Below are 19,538 nucleotides of genomic sequence, written 5' to 3'. Positions count from 1 at the left end.
GGAAAATGCTTGCGGCGATAAGCGCCGCAGCGCCGAAAGAAGCGGGTTGTGGTTGGGTGCGATTTGCCAGAACGGCGTCCGCGGCGCACACTGAGACACTTTGCCGACTGGCAATGGCATTTATTTGGGGGTTCAGATGACCGATTCGATCCTTGGGTTCCTGAGAGCCAACGGCGAGCAGCTCGATGTCGACATAGCCGCATCGCTCGATATTCCGATCGCCGAACTGCGCGACGAAGTCGCGCGGCTCGCTTCATCGGGGGACCTGATCTGTTGCCGGGTAACCCGTTTCGTCGACGGCCGGAAGATTGAGGGTACCAGCTGCCGGTTGTCGTGCGATCCGCCGACCCCGGCGCGTGGACGCAAGCCGGGTGTGAAGAAGACCGACGACAGTAACGAAACGAGCAATTATTGAGCAGCCCTGTCGTGCCCGGCGCCGACCGGGGCACGGTGGCGCCAGCCTGCCGCCGTCATCGCAGTCGACAAAAACAGTCAGCATCGGGCGGCGCGCTCAGAGCACGCCCGATTTCTACCTGAGCAGATTCAGGTTGAAGTGGGCCTTGGTGAATTCCTGAAATTTCTCGACCCCCTTCAGGGCGAGTTGCAGGCGGCCGAGCTCCATCATGTTCAGGCGTTTGAGGGGAATGTAGTTGTCCGGTATGCGCCCTTCCCGCACGGCTTCTACCTGACCGCGGAGGCGCATCAGAACCAGAAAGTCGAAGGTCTCGGCGACGTTGTCGGCCATTTTCGGATCGATCACCTTGTCCTTGACCAGCGCTTCCAGGCGCTGGTGGGTGCTCCCTTCGAGCTTGCCGGCGAGGATGGCCAAGGCCTTGACGCCCTCTGAAATGGCAAAGATACCGGCCTTCTTTATTTCCAGCATTCCGGAATGCTCGCCGCCGCTCTCGCCCTTGATCTTGCCAAACCAGCCCAGGGGGGGCGCAAAGCGCAAGGTGCTCTCGACCATGCGCATCAGGAACAGTTTGTCGCGCTGGACGTGCTCGTAGAGTTGCTTCTTGAGTTCCTGTTCGAAGGACGGGTCGCCGTAGATCGTGCGGATGTCGACAAAAGTGCCACAGCTGAGCACGTGTTTCGGCGTCGGCGTGCGTAGCCAGCGGTCGAGTTGTTCGCGCCACTTGCCGATGCTGCGTCGCCACTCCTTGTTCTTGGCCATGATCCCGCCGGGGCACGGCGGGATGCCGATGGCGATCAGCGAAGCGACCAGTTCTTCCGAAAAGTCCTCGATCCGCGCGATCTCCTCGGGGCCCAGTTCGTCGCCGTAGACAATTGCGTTGTCCTGGTCGGTGAGCAGTGTCTGCTCGCCGCGCCCCTCGCTGCCGAGGACGACGAAGGCAAAGCGCGCAGGCAAGTCGGCAAAGCGGTCGGCGCGCATCAGCGCGATCAGCCGCAAGAGAATCTGGTCGTTGAGGTGGGCAATCAGTCGCACCATGTCGCGAGTGCTGGTGCCGCTGCCGCTGAGGTGCAGAACCAGGCTCTGGATCCTGCCGTACACCGCTTTCACTTCGTCGAGGTCCTTGGTCGCTTCGATGTCCAGGACCAGTTGATGCGGCGAGTGCGACTGCAGGCGGATGATGTCGCTGTCGGTGATGATTCCCGAGAGTCGGCCCTTGCCATCGACGACCGCCAGCCGATGGATCTTCCTGCGCGACATCCGGTAGAGCGCCTCGTAGAGCAGGTCATTCTCGCCGATCACCGCCAGCGGACTGTTCATGATGGTGCTGACGGTGAGCGTCGACGGGTCGATACCCGAGGCGACCACCTTGTTGCGCAGGTCGCGGTCGGTGATGATTCCGCTCGGCAGTTTCTGGTCGCAGACCACGACGCTGGAAATGTTCTTGTCGCGCATGATGCGGACCACGTCTACCAGTGCGTCATCCGGCCTGCAGGTGACCACCGCACGCTGGCAGAAGTCCTTTACCGGGCGAAAAAACTGACCTTCCTCAGCCATCGTGTGCTGTTCCTTGTTGTCGGCTTTTTGTTTGGCCCGGCGGCGTGCGACGTGCGCGAGCGAAGCGAACACCGGACGGGAAAGTTCGAGGCGCGATTCTACCACTGGCGACGGGCGCGAGTCTGCTAACGCCCGGTCGTGCACCCGGTTCCCGCGCTGCCCAGCCGACACGCTGCTGCTGCCATCAGCGGCGTGCTGGCGTCAGCGCAGCAGTCGGCTCGTGCCCGCGCATCGCGGCGCTGTGCCATGTGCTCGCTCAGGATCGCCGCAGCCGCCGACGCTTGTGCCTGACGTACCAGTACCAGCCGATGCTGGTCAGCAGGTAACTGGCGAGGCCGATCAGGCTGGCGGTGATGGCCAGGCCGACGACAAGCGGTGTGCCAAGGGCGGTGATGCGCTGCCAGATGCCCGCATCTTTTGCTGGCGGGGCGGTGCCCGCGCTTGGTGTGGGCGGGTCGAGTTTTTCGCCCGTGACCCAGGCGCCGATCTTGTAGGCGGCGAAGTAGACCGGTGCAAAGGTGATCGGGTTGGTGACCAGAGTACTCGCCGCGGCAGCCGGCAGGTTGGCGCGCATTATCACGGCGGCGGCGGCAGCGAACGGGATCTGTGCAATCGGGATCAGCAGGCCGAAAAAGACGCCGATCCCGACCCCCAGCGCCACCCCGCGGCGGGACCAGTGCCAGAGCTTGGGGTGGCCGAGGTAGGGCGACAGCCAGCGCAGCCAACGATTGTTGCCAATCTGCTCGCGGGTCGGAATCAGGGCCCGCCAGCGTTCAAGCATCGCTGTCCGGATCCTGAGGCGCTCGGAAATCGCTGATCACCAGAACATCGCATTGCGATTCGGCCAGCACGTGTTTAATGACGCTCCCCAGCAACAGCTCTTCGGCCGTGAACCGGCCGTGCTTGCCGACAATGACCAGGTCGCAGGCCTGCTCCTGTTCCACGGCAGCGATCAATTGCGCGGGGTCGCCATGGCGGACCAGCGGTGCATAGTCGCCGGATGCCAGCCCCGCGCTGGCGGCCAGTTGATGGAGTTGTCGTCGCCGCTCCCGGCGCGCAGTCTCTATGTAGCCGTGGATGACGCCATCCTCGACGCCGGCAAAGCGCAGCTTGCCCTCATAAGGCAGCTCGAAGGCATGCAGCAGCACGATCTCGGCCGTCGGCGCCAGTTGCCGGCCGAGGCGGATGGCCTGTGCGGACGCCGGCGAGAAGTCCACCGGAATCAGCAGGCAGCGGTAGGATTCGTGCGGCGCCTGCTTGACTACCAGCACCGGTCGTCGGACCGACTTGCGCAGCAGGCGCGAGGCGGTGGATCCGAGCAGGGCATGGCGCAGGAAAGACTCGCCGCGTGCACCGACGACCAGCAGGTCGGCATCGAGCGCATCGGCCTCATCGGCGATGACCTTCAGGGGCGCTCCGGAAACGATGCGTGCATCGGCCGCCACGCCGCGGTTGTGCGCCGGGTCGGCCAGCAGCCGACGCAGCGTCTCGCGCGCATCGTCGGCCAGTCGCTGCTTGATCCTGGGGGTGTCGGCGCCAAGCAGATCCGCCAGGCTGTCAAGAGCGTCGAGTTCCGTTGCATGCAGCACGGTATAGCGTGCGTTGGTGTCGGCGGCGACACGAAAGCCACGATCTACTGCATGGCGGGCGGGTGCCGACAGGTCGGTGGCGGCGAGTATCCGGGTGATGGGTTTCATGGTGGTTTCTCCTTTGTGCCAATGATGCCGGTGATGCCGGTGATGGTGAAGACCCGCCGGCCCGGACCGACAGCGATGCCGGCCACGATGTAAGCGATCACTACCGGCTGGCGCAGTCGCACCGCGAATCACATGCTGCGCACCTGCAAGCGCCGCAAGACCGCTTTCTCCGCTTCGACGGCGAGGAACTTGCCTGCACCGAGAGCGAGGATGACCAGCCAGGACACCACATCCAGCGCGGCGGTGTGGAACACCTGTTGCAGGGGCGGGGCGTAGGTGAACAGCAGCTGGAAAACGATCAGGATCGCGCTGACCCAGAGGGCAACCGGATTGCCGGTGAGGATCTCGCGGTTGAGAGCCGGGGCCGTGAAGTGGCGGACGTTGAAAAGGTATACCAACTCGCCGATGACCAGCATGTTCACCGCCGCCGTACGCGCCACCTCGATGCTGCTGCCGCGTGCCAGTTCCCATTCGAAGACGGTGAAGGTGACCGCGATCATCAGCACGCTCACGTAGGCGATGCGCGCCGCCAGTACGCGGGTAATCAGCGGCTCGCCGGGTCGTCGCGGTGGCCGGAGCATGACGCCAGGCTCGGCTGGCTCGAAGGCCAGGGCCAGCGCCAGGGTGACCGCGGTGATCATGTTCACCCACAGAATCTGGCCGGCGGTGACCGGCAGCGCCAGCCCGAGAAAGACCGCCAGCAGAATCACGCCTGCTTCGCCGCCGTTGGTCGGCAGGATGAACAACAGCGATTTCTTGACGTTGTCGAAGACCACGCGTCCTTCGCGCACGGCGCGCGCGATAGTCGCAAAATTGTCGTCGGTGAGTACCAGGTCGGCCGCTTCGCGTGCGGCATCGGTCCCCTTGTAGCCCATCGCCACGCCGATGTCGGCGGCTTTCAGCGCCGGCGCGTCGTTGACCCCGTCGCCGGTCATCGCCACCAGTTCGCCCTGGGCCTGCAGCGCGCCTACCAGGCGCAGCTTGTGCTCCGGGCTGGCACGGGCAAAGACGTCGGTGTCGAGGGCGTGGCGCCGCAGCGCCTCGTCGTCGAGCGCGCCGAGCATGTCACCGGTCAGGGCATGATCCGCGTTCAACCCCAGCTGCCGGCCGATGGCCGCCGCGGTGACCGCGTGGTCACCGGTGATCATCTTGACGCGCAGGCCGGCGCGCTGGCATTCGGCGACGGCGGCGATCGCTTCCTCGCGCGGGGGGTCGATCAGGCCGATCAGGCCGAGCAAGGTGAAGCGCGGAGCGATGTCGTCCATCGCCAGCGCCGTCGTGGCGGCCGGCATTTGGCGGCGCGCCAGCGCGAGCACGCGCTGTCCCGCGCCGGCCGCACGATGCATACGCGTTTCCCAGGCGTCACGGTCAAGCGGCTGACCGCTGCCCTCCTGGGTGCACAGGTCGAGCACCCGCTCCGGTGCGCCCTTGAGCAACACGGCGGTGTGTCCGGCGTGGTCGTGGTGCAGCGTGGCCATGAAGCGGTGTTCCGACTCGAACGGGATCTCGTCGACCCGAGGGTGCGTTGTAGCGAACTGCGCGGGGTCGAGCCCGGCCTTGCGCGCGAGCGTCAGCAGTGCGCCTTCGGTCGGATCGCCAACGAGTTGCCAGCCGCTACCGGCGCTGTGCTTGAGATGGGCGTCGTTGCACAGCAAGGCACAGCGGGCCAGCTCCTGCAGGGCCTCGTCGCGCTGCGCGTCGACGGTCGCGCCGTCGCGGCTGAAACCTCCCTCGGGCGCGTAGCCGGCGCCGCTCACGTCCAGGGTATGTGTGGGCAGCATGACGCACACGGCGGTCATTTCGTTCCTGGTCAGCGTGCCGGTCTTGTCCGAGCAGATGACGGTGACCGAACCGAGGGTCTCGACCGCCGGCAGTCGCCGGACGATGGCGTGCTGGCGGGCCATGACGCGGGTGCCGATGGCCAGGACGATGGTGACGATCGCCGGCAGACCTTCGGGGATGGCCGCCACCGCCAGACCGACGACGGCGAGAAAGATCTCCAGCACGGGCATGTCGTGGACCAGATGGCCGTACAGGAAAGTGAGCAGTCCGACGACCAGGATGAATAAGGTGATCTGGCGGGCGAACTGGTCGAGCCGGCGGGTGAGCGGTGTCGCCAGGGTGCGCGTAGCCCCGACGAGGAGCCCGATGCGTCCGATCTCGGTCGCCTGTCCGGTGCCGACGACAAGGCCCTGTCCCTGGCCAAAACTGACCACCGTTCCGGAAAACGCCAGGCACAGGCGATCACCGATCGCGGCGTCGGCTGTCACCGCTTGCGTGCGCTTCTCCGCGGGTACCGATTCACCGGTCAAGGCGGCTTCATTGACACGCAGGTTCTTCACCCGCAGCAGGCGCAGGTCGGCCGGAACGCGTGCCCCGGATTCGAGAAAGACGATATCCCCGGGAACCAGCAGCGAGGCGTCGATTTCGTGCCGCTCGCCCGCGCGCAGGACGGTGGCGCGACTGGCCAGCATCGCGCTCACCGCTTCCAGCGCTTTTTCCGCCTTGCCTTCCTGAATGAAACCGATAACGGCGTTGATCAGCACGACGCCGACGATTACTCCGGCATCGATGTAGTCTCCGAGTGCGAAGGTGACGGTGCCGGCAACCAGCAGCACATAGATCAACGGATTGTGGAACTGCAGGGCAAAGCGCAGGCAGGGCCCGCGCCGCTTGGGCGGTGGCAGACTGTTGCGCCCGTGTTGTTCGAGACGCTCGGCGGCGCCTTGCTGGCTGAGACCACTGGCAGCAGCGACCGACAACCTGTGCAAGGCATCGGCGACAGGCAGCGAGTGCCAGGCTGGAGAGTTGTCGGATGCTGCACGCGGTATGGGCATAGGTCACCTCAAGCGAAAAGCGCCGGATTCCCAACATGGTTCGGATTTCAAGCTCAACTCACGCGGTGAGTTTCCTGCGGAAACTTGTCTTCCGAGAGAGCCGGGGTATAACCACAACGCAAACGAAGGAAGTACGGTGTTCACGAGTGGCTTCATCCATGCCCCGCACCGTTGCGCAGCGCCGCGATGCGTTCTGCCAGCGGCGGGTGGGTCATGAACAGGCGCTTGATGCCGCCGCCACCACCGCCGCTGATGCCGAAGGCCGCCATTTTCTCCGGCAGGGGCGCGGGATGCAGCGAATTCAGCCGCTCCAGCGCGGCGATCATGTGCTGCCGCCCGGCGAGCGCGGCGCCGCCCCGGTCGGCGTGGAATTCGCGCTGGCGCGAGAACCACATGACGATGATCGAAGCGAGAACGCCCAGCACCAGTTCGGCGACGATCATGGTGACGAAGAAGGCCGGCCCGTGGCCGCGCTCGGTCTTGAACACGACGCGATCGACCAGGTGGCCGATGACGCGCGAGAGGAACATGACGAAGGTGTTCACCACGCCCTGGATCAGCGCCAGCGTGACCATGTCGCCGTTGGCGACGTGGGCGATTTCGTGACCGATGACGGCTTCGGCTTCTCGCTTCGACATCTGCTGCAAGAGGCCGCTGGAAACGGCGACCAGGGAACTGTTCCTGCTCATGCCGGTGGCGAAGGCGTTGACCTCTGGGGTGTCGAAAATGCCCACCTCGGGCATCTTGATGCCGGCTTTGGCCGAGTACGTGCGCACCGTTTCCAGCAGCCAGGATTCGGTCGAGTTGGTCGGCGTTTCGATCACCTGCACCCCCATCGCCCGCTTCGCCGACCACTTGGAGATGGCCAGCGAGATGAAGGAACCGCCGAAGCCCATGACGGCAGCGAAGATCAGCAGCGAAGTGAGATTCAGGCCATTGGCGTTGAGATAGGGCTCGACGCCGAGGAGGCGCATGCTGACCGACAACACCAGCACGATGGCCATGTTGGTGGCGAGGAAGAGGAAGACGCGTTTCATGGGTTCTCCTTGGCGGTGGGGTCTGGCGACGGGGTTTGGAGAAAGCCGGACGGGGCCGTTGCGCCGACCGAGAGCATGGATTGGAGTGCGCGGATTTCATCGCGCAGGCTGCGCATTTCGGCGTGCAGGTCGGCCTCGATGTGCTCGCGGGCCGCTTTCACGGCCAGTCGCGTGTCGTGCTGCTCGGCGTCGGTGTAGCTTTGCATGGCGTTGACGATAATGGCGATGAACAGGTTGAGCATGGTGAAGGTGGCCACCAGGATGAAGGTGACGAAGAAAGCCCATGCGTAGGGGAAGCTCTCCATCACCGGGCGGGCGATGCCCATCGACCAGCTCTCCAGGGTCATGATCTGGAACAGGGTATACAGCGAGCGGCCGAGGTCGCCGAACCATTCCGGGTGGGTCGCGGCGAACAGCTTGGTGGCAATTACCGCGAACACGTAATAGACGATGAGCAGCACCAGGGCGATCGAGCCCAGGCCCGGAATCGCCGCCAGCAAGGCGCCGACCACGCGGCGCATCGACGGCACCATGGTCATCAGACGCAACACGCGCAGCACCCGCAGCGCCCGCAGTACGGCCAGCGGCCCGGTCGCCGGGACCAGCGCGATGGCGACCACGGCGAAATCGAATACGCTCCACGGGTCGCGCCAGAAGGCCGCGCGGTGGGCGTAAAGGCGCAAGGCGATTTCGACGACGAACACCCCCAGGATGGCGCTGTCCAGCAGGACGATCAGCCCGCCGGCTGCCGCCATCGCGCTGGCCGAGGTTTCCAGCCCCAGCAAGGCGGCATTGAGCAGGATCAGAGCGATGATGGCGTTCTGCACGCGCGGCCGCTCGATCCAGGCGCGTATCCGCTGGCGTGAGTCGCTTGCCCGAGGGTCATTGAGGTTCGTGCTCATGGGCGTTTCAGCGAACTACGAGATAGGCCAGCGCCAGCAGCGCCACCGTTGCCCAGCCCAGGCGGTCCATATGGCGGTGCAGGGCCGCTTCCATGCGCTCACCGCCCCAGGCCATCAGCCCGGCGACGAGGAAAAAACGCGCACCGCGCCCGATCAGCGAAGCGGCGACGAAAGGCAACAGGGCCAGCGACAGGGCGCCGGCGGCGATAGTGAACACCTTGTAGGGAATCGGCGAGAAGCCGGCGATGAACACCGCCCAGAAGCCCCAGCGTTCGAACCAATCGACCGCCGTCTGATAGGCTGGCCAGTAACGGCTGTCCTGCAGCCAGGGCAGTACGGCGTCGATGGCGAAGTGGCCGATGGCATAGCCGAAGAGCCCGCCGGCGACCGAGGCCAGCGTGGTCAGGAGGGCGAGACGCCAGGCCTGCCGCGGTTGTGCGAGGCACATCGGCGCGAGCATCACGTCCGGCGGGATCGGGAAGAACGAGGACTCGGCAAAACTCATGCCACCCAGATACCAGGGGGCGTGCGGATGCCGCGACCAGATCATGGCCCGGCGATAGAGTGATGAAAACAGTTTCATTGGCGGATCTCGTGGGGTTCGAAAGTCCGGCAGGGTCCGAGTACGGTCGCCACGACGACCGCATTCTGTACCGCGTGCCGGCTGCCGATCAGCCAAGTTCTGGAAAAACGCCGTCGTGCGGGCGCAACCGCGATCACGGGCGCAGCGCTTCGGCGGGGAAGGTCGGCGACCGCGTCGGAAGCTGCGCCGGAGACTGCGCCGAAAGCCGCGGATGCCGCCGGGGCGTCCTCCGCCTCCTCGGGGATCCGGGAAAGACTCTCGTCCCAGGCGGGCTCGTCCGGCGCTTGCGGTGCGAACCGCTTCATCAGGTACTGGAACCCCAAGATGGCCAATAACATCAGGACATAGAGCAGTTCCATCGGGATGTCTTTCATGGGCGGGCGTCCTAGTTTGCCTGCGGGGCAAGCGGCGCGTTATCGGCGCCGGCGATTTCTTCGCGCATGCTCGTATCGGCCTGCAGGTTCTTCATCCGATAATAGTCCATGACGCCGAGATTGCCGCGGCGGAACGCCTCGGCCATGGCGCGCGGCACCTCGGCCTCGGATTCCACGACGCGCGCGCGCATCTCCTGCTCCAGTGCGACGGCCATGGCCCGGCGTTCCTCGGCCTTGGCCTGGGCGATCTGCTTGTCGGCATTGGCCTGGTCGATCTGCAACTTGGCACCGATGTTCTCGCCCACCGTCACATCGGCGACGTCGATCGACAGAATCTCGTACGCCGTACCCGCGTCCAGTCCCTTGGAGAGAACATGCTTGGAGATGTGATCCGGACTCTCCAGCACGCTCTTGTGGCTCGCTGAAGAACCGATGGTGCTGACCATGCCTTCGCCGACGCGCGCGATGATCGTCTCCTCGCCGGCGCCGCCCACCAGGCGGTTGATGTTGGTGCGCACCGTGACCAGGCAAACGGCGATCAGCTGGATGCCGTCCTTGGCCACGGCGGCGATTTTCGGTGTCTGGATCACCTTGGGCAGTACCGACATCTGTACGGCTTCCAGGACATTGCGTCCGGCCAGATCGATGGCTGCCGCCTGCTTGAAGGGCAGGGGAATGTTGGCCTTGTCCGCCGAGATCATGGCGTTGACCACGCGCACGACATTGCCGCCGGCAAGGAAGTGGGCTTCGAGATCGTTGATGGAAATGTCCAGGCCGGCCTTCACCGCGCTGATCCGCGCCGTCACCACCGTGGCCGGCGGGACCCGGCGCAGGCGCATGGCGATCAGCGTGAATAGGCCCAGATAGGCCCCGGAAGCCCACGCGGAAATCCACAGCGGAATGGGCACCAGATAAAGAAGCAGGGCCAGCCCCGCGACCATCGCCATGAGAATGCCCAGCCCGCCGGTCATGTTGTTGAGGATATCGATCATTCTGTGGTCCCTTGTTGCTGATGTGCGGTATTCGCCGCACGACGATCGCCGCGGAAACCGCGGCTACTCATTGCTGTTCATGAAACCCGGTAGTGCAGCAATCTGGTGAACGGGTTGAAGAGGGAAACGAATAGCGTCACGGTCGCCGGCACCTGCTTGGTTTCGCCGCTGTGGCTGATGTTGCTGGGGCGAAGGAGGATGAGATCCGACATCAGCAGCATGTAGGCTGCGCAAGCGTCGGCGAAAGTGCCGGAATCGCGAGGAAAATCGCGGCCAGGCCGGCGGGACGGCGAGCGTCAACGCACCACCATCACGGGGTGCGGACTCAGATGCATGAGCTTGTGGACCACCGAACCGAGCAGCAGGCTCTTGGTTACGCCCAGGCCGCGGCTGCCGATCACTATTCCCGAACAGCCGAGGTGCCCGGCCAGCGCAATGATTTGATCGACGGCCTCGCCCATGGCCACGTGCAGTCGCCACGGCTGGCCTTTCGCGTCGAGCAGCGCGCGCGCCGACCCGGTAGCCAGCCACGCCCGGCTCGCCAGCGCCTCTTCTGCCGCTTCCTTGCCGAGCCAGGGTTGCACATTGACGAGATGCAAGGCACAGGCGGTCATCTCGCCGGCCCGTTGCGCGGCTGCGGCGACGGCGCGCAACGCCTGCTCCGAACCGTCGACGGCGACCAGCCAGGGATTCGTTGCCGGCGCCGGAAGCGGCGGCGAGCTGTCGAACGCCAGGCCGACCAGACGGCCATCGCTGTCGCGCTGGCAACTCGCGGGAGCGGGAAGAACGATCAAATGGCTCATGTTTCTTCTCCTGTGGCGAGGGCCTTGGGTTTCGACAGGGCCAGGCTGGCCACGACCGACACCAGAATGGTGCCGGCGACGATCGCCAGCGACCACGCGATCGGCATATGGAACCACGGCATGGCGAGCAGCTTGCCGCCAATGAAGAGCAGCACGATGGCCAGGCCGTACTTGAGCAGATGGAATCGATCCGCCATGTCGGCGAGTAGGAAGTACAGGGCACGCAGTCCCATGATGGCGAAGATGTTCGAGGTAAACACGATGAAGGGATCGGTGGTCACAGCGAAGATGGCCGGGATGCTGTCCACCGCGAAGAGAACGTCGCTGGCCTCGATCAGTAGCAGCACGAGGAACATCGGCGTCGCCCACAGGACGCCGTTCTGGCGGACGAAGAAGAATTCGCCGTGGAAGCACGGCGTGATGCGCAGATGCCCGCGCAGCCAGCGCAGCAGTCGGTTCTTCTCCAGATCGGGCTCGTGCTCGGTGAAAATCAGCATCTTGATGCCGGTGATCACCAGGAAGGCGCCGAAGACATACAACACCCAGGCGAACTCCGATACCAGCCAGACCCCGGCCAGGATCATGCCAGCGCGCATGACAATGGCGCCGAGCACGCCATAGAGCAGCACGCGGCGCTGCAGTTCCGGCGGCACCGCGAAGGAGCTGAAGATCATGACGAAGACGAACATGTTGTCCACCGACAGCGACTGTTCGATCAGGTAGCCGGCAAGGAATTCAAGTGTCTTGCGCTGGGCCACCTCGGCGCCCTGCGTATCATTCAGATACCACCACAGCAGGCCGGCAAAGGCCAGTGCCAGGCAGGCCCAGGCGATCACCCAGGCCAGCGCCTCCCTGACCGGGACGCGGTGCGCCTTGCGCCCACCGAAGACGAACAGGTCGAGTGCCAGCATGCCCAGCACAAAGGCAATGAAGCCGACCCACATCGGGCCGGTGGCGAAACTGTCGATGCTGGCGGTCAAGGAAGGCTTCCCGTCTTGCCGCAGGTCAGCGCCATGACCTGGCCGGCGTCCCGTGTTGCGGCCTGCTGCCGCTCCGCAGGTGAACCCGCGCCCATGGCGATGCCTGTCAGCGGTCGGTAGGCAGGGGGCTGCACGGCGTTTCCTCGGTGAACGGTTGTTGCCGAGTGGCTGACGGGAAATCGCGTCGCCGCGCCAGGTGGCGATCGAGTGCACGGCCGATGCGTTCGCTGGCGCGGTCGATGGCCAGGTAAAGATCGCTCTGGATATCCTCGACGATCAGGGCAGGAGCGCCCTTGAGGCGCACTTCGATGCCGCAACACTTGTCCTTGCCGCCGCGCGGGCCGTTGACCTCGGAAAGGCGGACGACGATGCGCGTGACGACGTCCCGGCCATGGTTCAGGGCGTGCGCGAGACGCGAGGCGAGGTGCTGGCGCAGCCCGTCGGTCAGAGGGATGTCTTGAGCTTGGATTTTCAGGTTCATGGCATTCCTCTGGCTGGACGGGGCGACGACAGCTGGATTATGGGCATTGAGCAGGTTCGACACAAATAGATATAACTATGGGTTATGATCGAAAAATACGAACATATGGAGGGCGGCATGCTCAACTACAAGCATTTGCATTACTTCGTCAGTGTCGCCCGTTCGGGCGGTGTCACCCGCGCGGCGGAGCGCCTGCATCTGACGCCGCAGACGCTTTCCGGGCAAGTTTCCCAGTTCGAGGAACGGCTCGGCGTGGCGCTGTTCCGGCGCGTCGGGCGCCGATTGGAACTCACCGAAACGGGAAAGCTTGCGCTCTCCTACGCCGAGGAGATCTTCCAGACAGGGGCCGAGCTGGAAGACCTGCTGAAGAATGGCGCCGAGGAGCGGTTCATCACCTTCCGCGTCGGCATCGCCGACGTCGTGCCGAAATTCATCGCCCATCGTCTGCTTGCGCCGGTACTGGGACTTCCCGCGGCCGTGCGCCTGATCTGTCAGGAGGACCGGCTGGAACGTCTGCTGGCGGATCTGGCGATCCATCGTCTCGACATGGTGCTGGCCGCCCGCCCGATGCCGCCGGGTACGGAGATCAAGGGCTACAGCCATCCGCTAGGTGAATCGGGCGTGGCTTTCATGGCTGCGCCCGCGTTGGCTGAGCGACTGACGGGCGACTTCCCCGACTGCCTGGATGGTGCGCCCTTGCTCCTGCCCGGGCGTGATAGCGCCCTTCACGGCGCCCTGCCGCGCTGGCTGGACCGCCAGGGGAAGCGTGTGCGCATCGTCGGCGAGTTCGACGACAGCGCCTTGATGAAGGCTTTCGGCGAAGCCGGTGCCGGGGTTTTCCCGACGCCAGCGGCCAGCGTCCCGGACGTGACGGCGCATTACCAGGTCGTCAAGCTGGGCGAAACGGAGGAGCTTCGCGAGCGATTTTTCCTGATTTCGGCCGAGCGGCGGTTGACCCATCCCGCGGCGCGGGCGGTCAGCGAGAATGCGCGCAGCGGAGTGTTCACGCCGCCGCCCCAAGGCCCGGTGAACACGACGGCGCAGCAGGATCCGCAGCGAGGTTGAAAAGTCGGCCCTGACGGGGTTTCTTCTCAGTGCGGTCCCGGCTCGTGCTCGCCTGCCTGCGCTGGCTGCCCGGAATTGCGCCCGCTCGATTGCCGGTGGAGCGCCGCTTTGGCCAGCAGGTGTGCCGTCACCGGCGCGGTGATGAACAGGAAGAACAAGGGGGCCAGCTCGTGCAGGCTGATTCCCTCGCTGTCCTGTACCGAAAAGAAAATCGCCGACGCGAGCAACGTTGCGCCGACGCCCATGGTCGTGGCTTTGGTCGGGCCGTGCAGACGCATGAGAAAGTCCGGGAGACGGGCGAGACCGACGGAGCCGAGCAGTGCGAACAGCGCGCCGACAATGATCAGCGCCGCGATGATGGCTTCGGTGGCCGTGCTCATTCGCTGATATCTCCACGCAAGAGGAACTTGCACAGCGCGATGGTGCCAACGAAGCCAAGCAGCGCGAGCAGCAGTGCGACCTCGAAGTAGGCGGTGCTGTTGGTGCTGATTCCGTAGAGTACGAGCAGGGCGATGCTGTTGATTCCCAGGGTGTCGAAAGCCAGGATGCGATCGGTCGTATCCGGGCCGACGAGCAGGCGATAGATGTTCAGCGCCAGTGCGGTGGCAATCATGACGAAAGCGATTTCGACGGCGGCATTCAGCATGCAAACATCTCCTTGAGGGCCCGTTCGTAGCGCTCCTTGATCTCGTCTATCAGCGCCTCCGGATTTGGCGCGTCGAGGGCGTGTACCAGCAGCACCCAGCGCTGCTGGTCGACGTCGATCGATACCGTTCCCGGGGTCAAGGACACGATACTCCCCAGTAGCGTGGCGATAAACGGGTCGCGCAGATCGAGGGGTACCTCGACGAAAGCCGGTGACAGCCGGTGTAGCGGCCCGATGATCTGGCGTGCAACGCGCCAGTTGGCGGTGACGATGTCGAGCCCGAAGAGGCCCATGAAGCGCAATGCCCGCCAGGGACGGACGAGTGGCGGGGGGTCGGGCCAGAACTCGTGGGTCAGCAAGGGGATGACGATTGCCAACACGGCGCCGAGGACGAGCAGGCCCAACGATGCGGCGTTGGTGATCACCGCCCAGAGCACAAAGACCATCAGCGACAGGCGCGGGTGTGGCAGGATGGCGCGCATCATTGTCTTGTCCCGTGGCCGGTGGTCGTTGCGCCTGCTCCGAGAACGCCCGTCACGTAGGCGCCAGGTGCATGCAGTTGCGCGGCTGTGCGCGCGGCGTAGTCGGCTACCGGGCGCGCACCGATCGCCAGCAGCGGCCCCGCAGCGACCAGCAGCAGGGTCGCCGTCGCCCGTTGCCAGCCGACGGGCTCGCCCGGCAGGGATCTCGCCGCCGCCTTGTGTTTCCAGATCAGATAGCAGCCGTCACGGGCCAGTGCGGCCATGACGATGAAACCCGAGATCAGTATCACTACCCAGATTGCGCTTCCCGCTTCGACGTCGCGCGTGCTGGTCAACAGCATCAGCTTGCCGACGAAGCCGGAAAATGGTGGCAGGGCGGCGGCCGTCGTGGCCACGATCAGGAAGGCGATCTTCAGCCAGGTGGCGCGCAGTGGCGGGCCGGCCATGAACTGGTCGGCGACCTTGCCGCGCTGCTCGGCGATCAGGCCGGCGAGCAGGAAGAAAGCGGCGCCGGCAAGGGTCGATTGCAGCAGGTAGTAGAGCGCTGCGGCGCTGACTTCGGGGCTTGCCTGCGCGGGCGTCACCAGCAGGGTGCCGGCCGACAGCAGGACCAGCCACGCGACGAGCGCCTGCAGGCGGGCGGCCGCCAGCGCGCCGAGGGCGGCGAAGGCGACAGTGGCCAGCGCCAGGGGGGTCAACCAGTTGTCGAGAAGGTCGGGCATCACCGGTTCGAGGGCGATGGCCTGTACGCGCAGGATGGCGACGATGCCGACCTTGGTCATGATCGCAAAGAGCGCCGCCACCGGTGCGCCGGCAGCGCTATAGGTGTGTGGCAGCCAGAACGATAGCGGCAACAGCCCGGCCTTCAGGGCGAAGACCGCGATCAGCAGTGCGAAGGCCAGTCTGGCGAGTGCCCGATCATGGCCGGGCAGGGTCAGAACACGCGCCACATCGGCCAGGTTCAGCGTTCCCAGCGTGCCGTAGATCAAGCCCAGCGCGATCAGGAAAAGCGCCGATCCGACCAGATTGAGCACCACGTAGGTGATCCCGGCGCGCGTGCGGGCCAGGCCGCCGCCGTGCGCGAGCAGCACGTAGGAGGCGAGCAGCATGATTTCGAAGAAGACGAAGAGGTTGAACAGGTCGCCGGTGAGAAACGCGCCGAGCAGGCCGAGCAGTTGAAACTGGAACAAGGGGTGGAAGTGAATCCCCTCTTCGTCGAAGCCGGCGCTGGCGTAGAGCAGGACCACGAAGCCGAGCACGGCGGTGAGCAGGGTCATTGCGGCGGCCAGGCGGTCGACGACGAGGACAATGCCAAAGGGCGCCGGCCAGTCGCCAAGGGCATAGACGCGCAGCACACCGTCGTCGGCGAGCAGCGTCAGCCAGCTGGCGACGAGCACGAGCAGCGCAGAGGCCAGCAGTCCGACCGCGCGCTGGAACGAGAGGCGGCCGGACGCCATCTGCAGCAGCGCTGCAGCCAGGGGAATCAGAAGCGGCAGAATCGGCGCGTTGGCGTTCATGGTCCCTTATGGGCGTCGACGTGGTCGGCTCCCGATTCGGATATGGCGCGCAAGGCCAGAATGGCCAGATAGGCGGTCATCCCGAAACCGATAACGATGGCAGTGAGCACCAGTGCCTGCGGCAAGGGGTCGGCATAGCTCGCGCCGGCGCGAATCAGCGGCGGGGCATCGATGCGCAGGCGGCCGCTGGCAAAGAGAAAGAGGTTCACCGCGTAGGACAGCAGGGTCAGACCGAGCAGGACCGGGAAAGTGCGCGAGCGCAGGATGAGGAACACGCCGCAAGCGGTGAGCACGCCGATGGCAATCGACAGCAAGACTTCCATCAGTTCACCGCCTCCTGGCTGTGTGCGCGTGCCGACAGTCGGCCCAGGCCGGAAAGTACCGTCACCACGACGGTGACCACCACTACGTATACACCGAGATCGAAGATCATCGCCGAAGCCAGTTCGAACTCGCCGATCAGCGGCAGCGAGACATGGCCGTGCGCGGTGGTCAGAAAAGGCCGATCGAAGACCCAGCTCGCCATTCCCACTCCGCTTGCCAGCAGCAGCCCCAGCGAGAGCAGCCCGGCCGAATTGCGTGGCATGCGTCGCTGCGCAAAGACGTTGCCATTGGCCAGGTATTGCACGACCAGCGCGACGCTGGTGATCAGGCCGGCGACGAAACCACCGCCGGGCACGTTGTGTCCGCGCAGGAAGATGTAGACCGAAATGGTCAGCGACAAGGGCAGCAAGGGGCGCATCATCATCGATAGAAATAGCGGGTGGGCTTCGCTCGACCATGGGCGTCCATCGCTATCGAGTCGTGGTGCGCTCAGGATCAGCCGGTCGAGCAGCGCGTGTGAAGCCAGGGCGACGAGGGCCAGGACGGTGATTTCGCCGAGCGTATCGAAACCTCGGAAGTCCACCAGGATCACATTGACGACGTTCGTACCGCCGCCGCCGGGAACCGATTCGCGAAGATAGAAACCGGAAATCGTCGCGAACGGTGCGGCGAGCATCTGCAGGGTAATCAGCGCCATGCCGCCGCCGGCAAACATGGCCAGCAGCAGGTCGCGTGTCAGGCGACTGGCACTGCTTCTCGGCGCCTCGCGTGCAGGAAGAAAGTAGAGCACCAGCAGCATCAGAATGATGGTTCCTGTCTCGACCGCCAACTGGGTCAGCGCCAGGTCGGGTGCCGACAGGCGGACGAAGATCAGCGCCACGACCAGGCCGACGATGCCGACGAGAATCACCGCCAGCAAGCGTTTCCGATACAGCAGCGTGCCACCCATGCTGCCCACCAGCAGCGCGAACAGGGCGAGGTAAGCGGCTTCGCCAGCGGGCTGGGTGGGTAGCCGGACAGTGGCGGCTGGCCCCGAGAAGAACGCCCAACCGCCGAGCACCAGGATGAAACTGAACAACAGCGCGTTGTAGCGCTGCAGAGAACCATTGTCGAGCACCGCGACGAGGCGTCGCGCAGCGCCGGCGAGCACCCGGTAGCCGCGCTCGAAGGCCGTGCGCGGGCGTAGGGGCGGCAGCTGTTCCTGCCACGCGAAGAGCGGACCGCGCATTGCGTAGATGAAAACGCCGCCGGCCAGCGCCAGCAGGCTCATCATCAAGGGCCGATTGAAGCCGTGCCACAGCGCCAGTTCGAATTCCGGCAGTGGCGCCTGCAACGCGGCGGCGGCGGCGACGTCAAGCAGCGGCGCGACGGTCCATCCGGGAAAGACGCCGACCAGCAGACAAAGGAGCACCAGCAGTTCTATCGGCGCACGCATCCAGCGGGGTGGCTCGTGCGGCTGGCGCGGCAGGTCGATCGGCTCGCCATTGAAGAAGACGTCGTGCACGAAGCGCAGGGAGTAGGCGACGGCGAGCATGCCGGCGATCGTGGCGACCAGCGGCAGCAGCCAGGAGACGGCTTCGAACTGCGGGTGACCGACCGTTTCGGCGAAGAACATCTCCTTGCTCAGGAAGCCGTTCAGCAGCGGTACGCCGGCCATCGAGCCGGCGGCAATGATGGCCAGCGCGGCAGTGATCGGCATGCGCTTGAACATGCCATTGACGCGGCGCATGTCGCGTGTGCCGCATTCGTGGTCGATGACCCCGGCGGCCATGAACAGCGAGGCCTTGAAAATCGCGTGGTTGATGATGTGAAAGACGCCGGCGACGATGGACAGCGGCGTGTCGAGGCCGAACAGCAGGGTGATCAGACCCAGGTGACTGATCGTCGAGTAGGCGAGCAGGCCCTTGATATCGTGCCTAAAAAGCGCCGTCGCCGCGGAGTAGACGAGGGTCACCGCGCCGGTGCCACTGACCAGCCAGAACCAGGCGTCGGTACCGCCGAGCGCCGGGTGCAGGCGGGCGAGCAGGAAGACGCCCGCCTTGACCATGGTCGCCGAATGCAGGTAGGCCGATACCGGCGTCGGTGCCGACATCGCGTTCGGCAACCAGAAGTGGAAGGGGAACTGCGCCGACTTGGTGAACGCGCCGAGCAGGATGAGGATCAGCGTCGGCGCGTAGAGTGCGTGCGCGCGAATCTGATCGCCGGCCGCGAGAATCACCGAGAGCTCGTAGCTGCCAGCGACATGGCCGAGCAGGAGGATGCCGGCGAGCAGTGCCAGGCCGCCGCCGCCAGTGACTGCCAGGGCCATGCGGGCGCCAATGCGCGACTCGTACTTGTCGTGGCTGTAGGCGACGAGCAGGAACGACGAGAGGCTGGTGATCTCCCAGAAAACGAGGAGCAGGAGCAGGTTTTCGGAAAGCACGACGCCGAGCATCGCGGCCATGAAGAGGAGCAGTATCGAATAGAAGCGCCCCATGCGGTCGCTGCCCGGCAGGTAGTAGAAAGCATAGAGCACGACGAGCAGGCCGATGCCGCAAATCAGCAGGCTGAAGAGCAGCCCGAGACCATCCATGCGCAGGCTGAGGTCCAGTCCGTAGGCGGGTAGCCAGTGCACGCGTGCGACTTGCGTCTCGCCGGCGAAGACGGCGGGGGCCAGCTGCAGCACCAGCGCGAGGCAGGTGCCAATCACCGCTGCCGCGGCCACGGTTGCGGCGACGCGTCCGAAGCGCTGCAGCAGCAGCGGTAGCAGGAACGCGGCAAAGGCCATGCCGGGAATTGCCAGGAGCAGCAGGTTCGAATTCACAAAGGCCGATCCAGGAGTGAATTGTCCGGGGGTGACTCGGGGGTGA

21 protein-coding genes and 2 pseudogenes are annotated in these 19,538 nt (G+C 65.1%); 3 read left to right on the top strand and 20 right to left on the bottom strand.

What is annotated here, in order from left to right; all coding sequences use genetic code 11:
- The first annotated feature begins 136 nt into the window (after positions 1-136).
- Entirely contained in the window at positions 137-415 is a 279-nt protein-coding gene (locus QZ634_RS08190; protein ID WP_291987120.1) for an ArsR family transcriptional regulator, read from the top strand.
- A gap of 114 nt (positions 416-529) precedes the next feature.
- Here QZ634_RS08190 and QZ634_RS08185 read toward each other — a convergent pair whose 3' ends face one another.
- Complete coding sequence (locus tag QZ634_RS08185; protein ID WP_366145382.1) at positions 530-1,513, bottom strand: DUF294 nucleotidyltransferase-like domain-containing protein; 984 nt, start codon at positions 1,511-1,513, stop codon at positions 530-532.
- An 8-nt stretch (positions 1,514-1,521) separates the two neighbouring features.
- Here QZ634_RS08185 and QZ634_RS21530 point away from each other — a divergent pair.
- Positions 1,522-1,593: pseudogene (locus tag QZ634_RS21530) on the top strand (hypothetical protein); the annotation flags it as partial.
- A 1-nt stretch (position 1,594) separates the two neighbouring features.
- On the opposite strand, the pseudogene QZ634_RS21525 reads toward QZ634_RS21530, so the two are convergent.
- From QZ634_RS21525 to raiA, 13 genes and pseudogenes are all read right to left on the bottom strand, one after another.
- Positions 1,595-1,969 (bottom strand): annotated as a pseudogene (locus QZ634_RS21525) (CBS domain-containing protein); the annotation flags it as partial.
- 256 nt (positions 1,970-2,225) lie between these two features.
- Positions 2,226-2,750 carry a DUF2062 domain-containing protein gene (locus tag QZ634_RS08180; RefSeq protein ID WP_291987116.1) on the bottom strand — a complete coding sequence of 175 codons (525 nt, stop codon included), beginning with the start codon at positions 2,748-2,750 and terminating at the stop codon, positions 2,226-2,228.
- Positions 2,743-3,666 (bottom strand): universal stress protein, encoded by a 924-nt coding sequence (locus QZ634_RS08175; RefSeq protein ID WP_291987114.1) that lies wholly within the window; start codon positions 3,664-3,666, stop codon positions 2,743-2,745. Before QZ634_RS08175 ends, QZ634_RS08180 begins: the two co-directional genes overlap by 8 nt.
- A gap of 128 nt (positions 3,667-3,794) precedes the next feature.
- Entirely contained in the window at positions 3,795-6,503 is a 2,709-nt protein-coding gene (locus QZ634_RS08170) for a cation-transporting P-type ATPase (RefSeq protein WP_291987112.1), read from the bottom strand.
- Positions 6,504-6,655: 152 nt separating this feature from the next.
- Positions 6,656-7,540, bottom strand: a complete 885-nt coding sequence (gene htpX / locus QZ634_RS08165) for a protease HtpX (protein ID WP_291987110.1) — start codon at positions 7,538-7,540, stop codon at positions 6,656-6,658.
- Entirely contained in the window at positions 7,537-8,442 is a 906-nt protein-coding gene (locus QZ634_RS08160) for an ion transporter (protein ID WP_291987107.1), read from the bottom strand. The genes htpX and QZ634_RS08160 overlap by 4 nt, the downstream gene beginning before the upstream one ends.
- A 7-nt stretch (positions 8,443-8,449) precedes the next feature.
- On the bottom strand, positions 8,450-9,025 hold the full coding sequence (locus QZ634_RS08155; RefSeq protein ID WP_291987105.1) for a YqaA family protein: 576 nt from the start codon (positions 9,023-9,025) through the stop codon (positions 8,450-8,452).
- Positions 9,022-9,399 carry a hypothetical protein gene (locus QZ634_RS08150; protein WP_291987103.1) on the bottom strand — a complete coding sequence of 126 codons (378 nt, stop codon included), beginning with the start codon at positions 9,397-9,399 and terminating at the stop codon, positions 9,022-9,024. Before QZ634_RS08150 ends, QZ634_RS08155 begins: the two co-directional genes overlap by 4 nt.
- A gap of 11 nt (positions 9,400-9,410) precedes the next feature.
- On the bottom strand, positions 9,411-10,370 hold the full coding sequence (floA, locus tag QZ634_RS08145) for a flotillin-like protein FloA (RefSeq protein ID WP_291987101.1): 960 nt from the start codon (positions 10,368-10,370) through the stop codon (positions 9,411-9,413).
- A 98-nt stretch (positions 10,371-10,468) separates the two neighbouring features.
- Positions 10,469-10,612: a hypothetical protein gene (locus tag QZ634_RS08140; protein ID WP_366145367.1), complete on the bottom strand. Its 144-nt coding sequence runs from the start codon at positions 10,610-10,612 to the stop codon at positions 10,469-10,471.
- 75 nt (positions 10,613-10,687) lie between these two features.
- A complete protein-coding gene (locus QZ634_RS08135; RefSeq protein WP_291987099.1) occupies positions 10,688-11,194 on the bottom strand; it encodes a universal stress protein in 507 nt (168 codons plus the stop codon).
- Positions 11,191-12,138, bottom strand: a complete 948-nt coding sequence (locus QZ634_RS08130) for a TerC family protein (RefSeq protein ID WP_291988088.1) — start codon at positions 12,136-12,138, stop codon at positions 11,191-11,193. Before QZ634_RS08130 ends, QZ634_RS08135 begins: the two co-directional genes overlap by 4 nt.
- 142 nt (positions 12,139-12,280) lie before the next feature.
- Positions 12,281-12,655 carry a ribosome-associated translation inhibitor RaiA gene (raiA, locus tag QZ634_RS08125; protein ID WP_291987097.1) on the bottom strand — a complete coding sequence of 125 codons (375 nt, stop codon included), beginning with the start codon at positions 12,653-12,655 and terminating at the stop codon, positions 12,281-12,283.
- A 117-nt stretch (positions 12,656-12,772) separates the two neighbouring features.
- Between raiA and nhaR the strand changes: the two genes are divergently transcribed.
- Complete coding sequence (gene nhaR / locus QZ634_RS08120; RefSeq protein ID WP_291987095.1) at positions 12,773-13,720, top strand: transcriptional activator NhaR; 948 nt, start codon at positions 12,773-12,775, stop codon at positions 13,718-13,720.
- Positions 13,721-13,746: 26 nt separating this feature from the next.
- Here the strand turns inward: nhaR and QZ634_RS08115 are convergent, their stop codons facing one another.
- The 6 genes from QZ634_RS08115 to QZ634_RS08090 are packed head-to-tail and all read right to left on the bottom strand — an operon-like array spanning position 13,747 to position 19,492.
- Entirely contained in the window at positions 13,747-14,100 is a 354-nt protein-coding gene (locus QZ634_RS08115) for a Na+/H+ antiporter subunit G (RefSeq protein ID WP_291987093.1), read from the bottom strand.
- Positions 14,097-14,366: a K+/H+ antiporter subunit F gene (locus QZ634_RS08110; protein WP_291987091.1), complete on the bottom strand. Its 270-nt coding sequence runs from the start codon at positions 14,364-14,366 to the stop codon at positions 14,097-14,099. The genes QZ634_RS08115 and QZ634_RS08110 overlap by 4 nt, the downstream gene beginning before the upstream one ends.
- Complete coding sequence (locus QZ634_RS08105; protein ID WP_291987089.1) at positions 14,360-14,851, bottom strand: Na+/H+ antiporter subunit E; 492 nt, start codon at positions 14,849-14,851, stop codon at positions 14,360-14,362. Before QZ634_RS08105 ends, QZ634_RS08110 begins: the two co-directional genes overlap by 7 nt.
- Positions 14,848-16,365 (bottom strand): monovalent cation/H+ antiporter subunit D, encoded by a 1,518-nt coding sequence (locus tag QZ634_RS08100; RefSeq protein WP_291987087.1) that lies wholly within the window; start codon positions 16,363-16,365, stop codon positions 14,848-14,850. The genes QZ634_RS08105 and QZ634_RS08100 overlap by 4 nt, the downstream gene beginning before the upstream one ends.
- Positions 16,362-16,688: a Na+/H+ antiporter subunit C gene (locus tag QZ634_RS08095; RefSeq protein ID WP_291987085.1), complete on the bottom strand. Its 327-nt coding sequence runs from the start codon at positions 16,686-16,688 to the stop codon at positions 16,362-16,364. Before QZ634_RS08095 ends, QZ634_RS08100 begins: the two co-directional genes overlap by 4 nt.
- On the bottom strand, positions 16,688-19,492 hold the full coding sequence (locus QZ634_RS08090; protein WP_291987083.1) for a monovalent cation/H+ antiporter subunit A: 2,805 nt from the start codon (positions 19,490-19,492) through the stop codon (positions 16,688-16,690). The genes QZ634_RS08095 and QZ634_RS08090 overlap by 1 nt, the downstream gene beginning before the upstream one ends.
- Positions 19,493-19,538: the final 46 nt, after the last annotated feature.

Source organism: Candidatus Accumulibacter sp. ACC007, assembly GCF_907163205.1.
Classification (GTDB): domain Bacteria; phylum Pseudomonadota; class Gammaproteobacteria; order Burkholderiales; family Rhodocyclaceae; genus Accumulibacter; species Accumulibacter regalis.
Note: the sequence above shows the minus strand (reverse complement) of the source record. Positions and strands in the feature narration are given on the sequence as shown.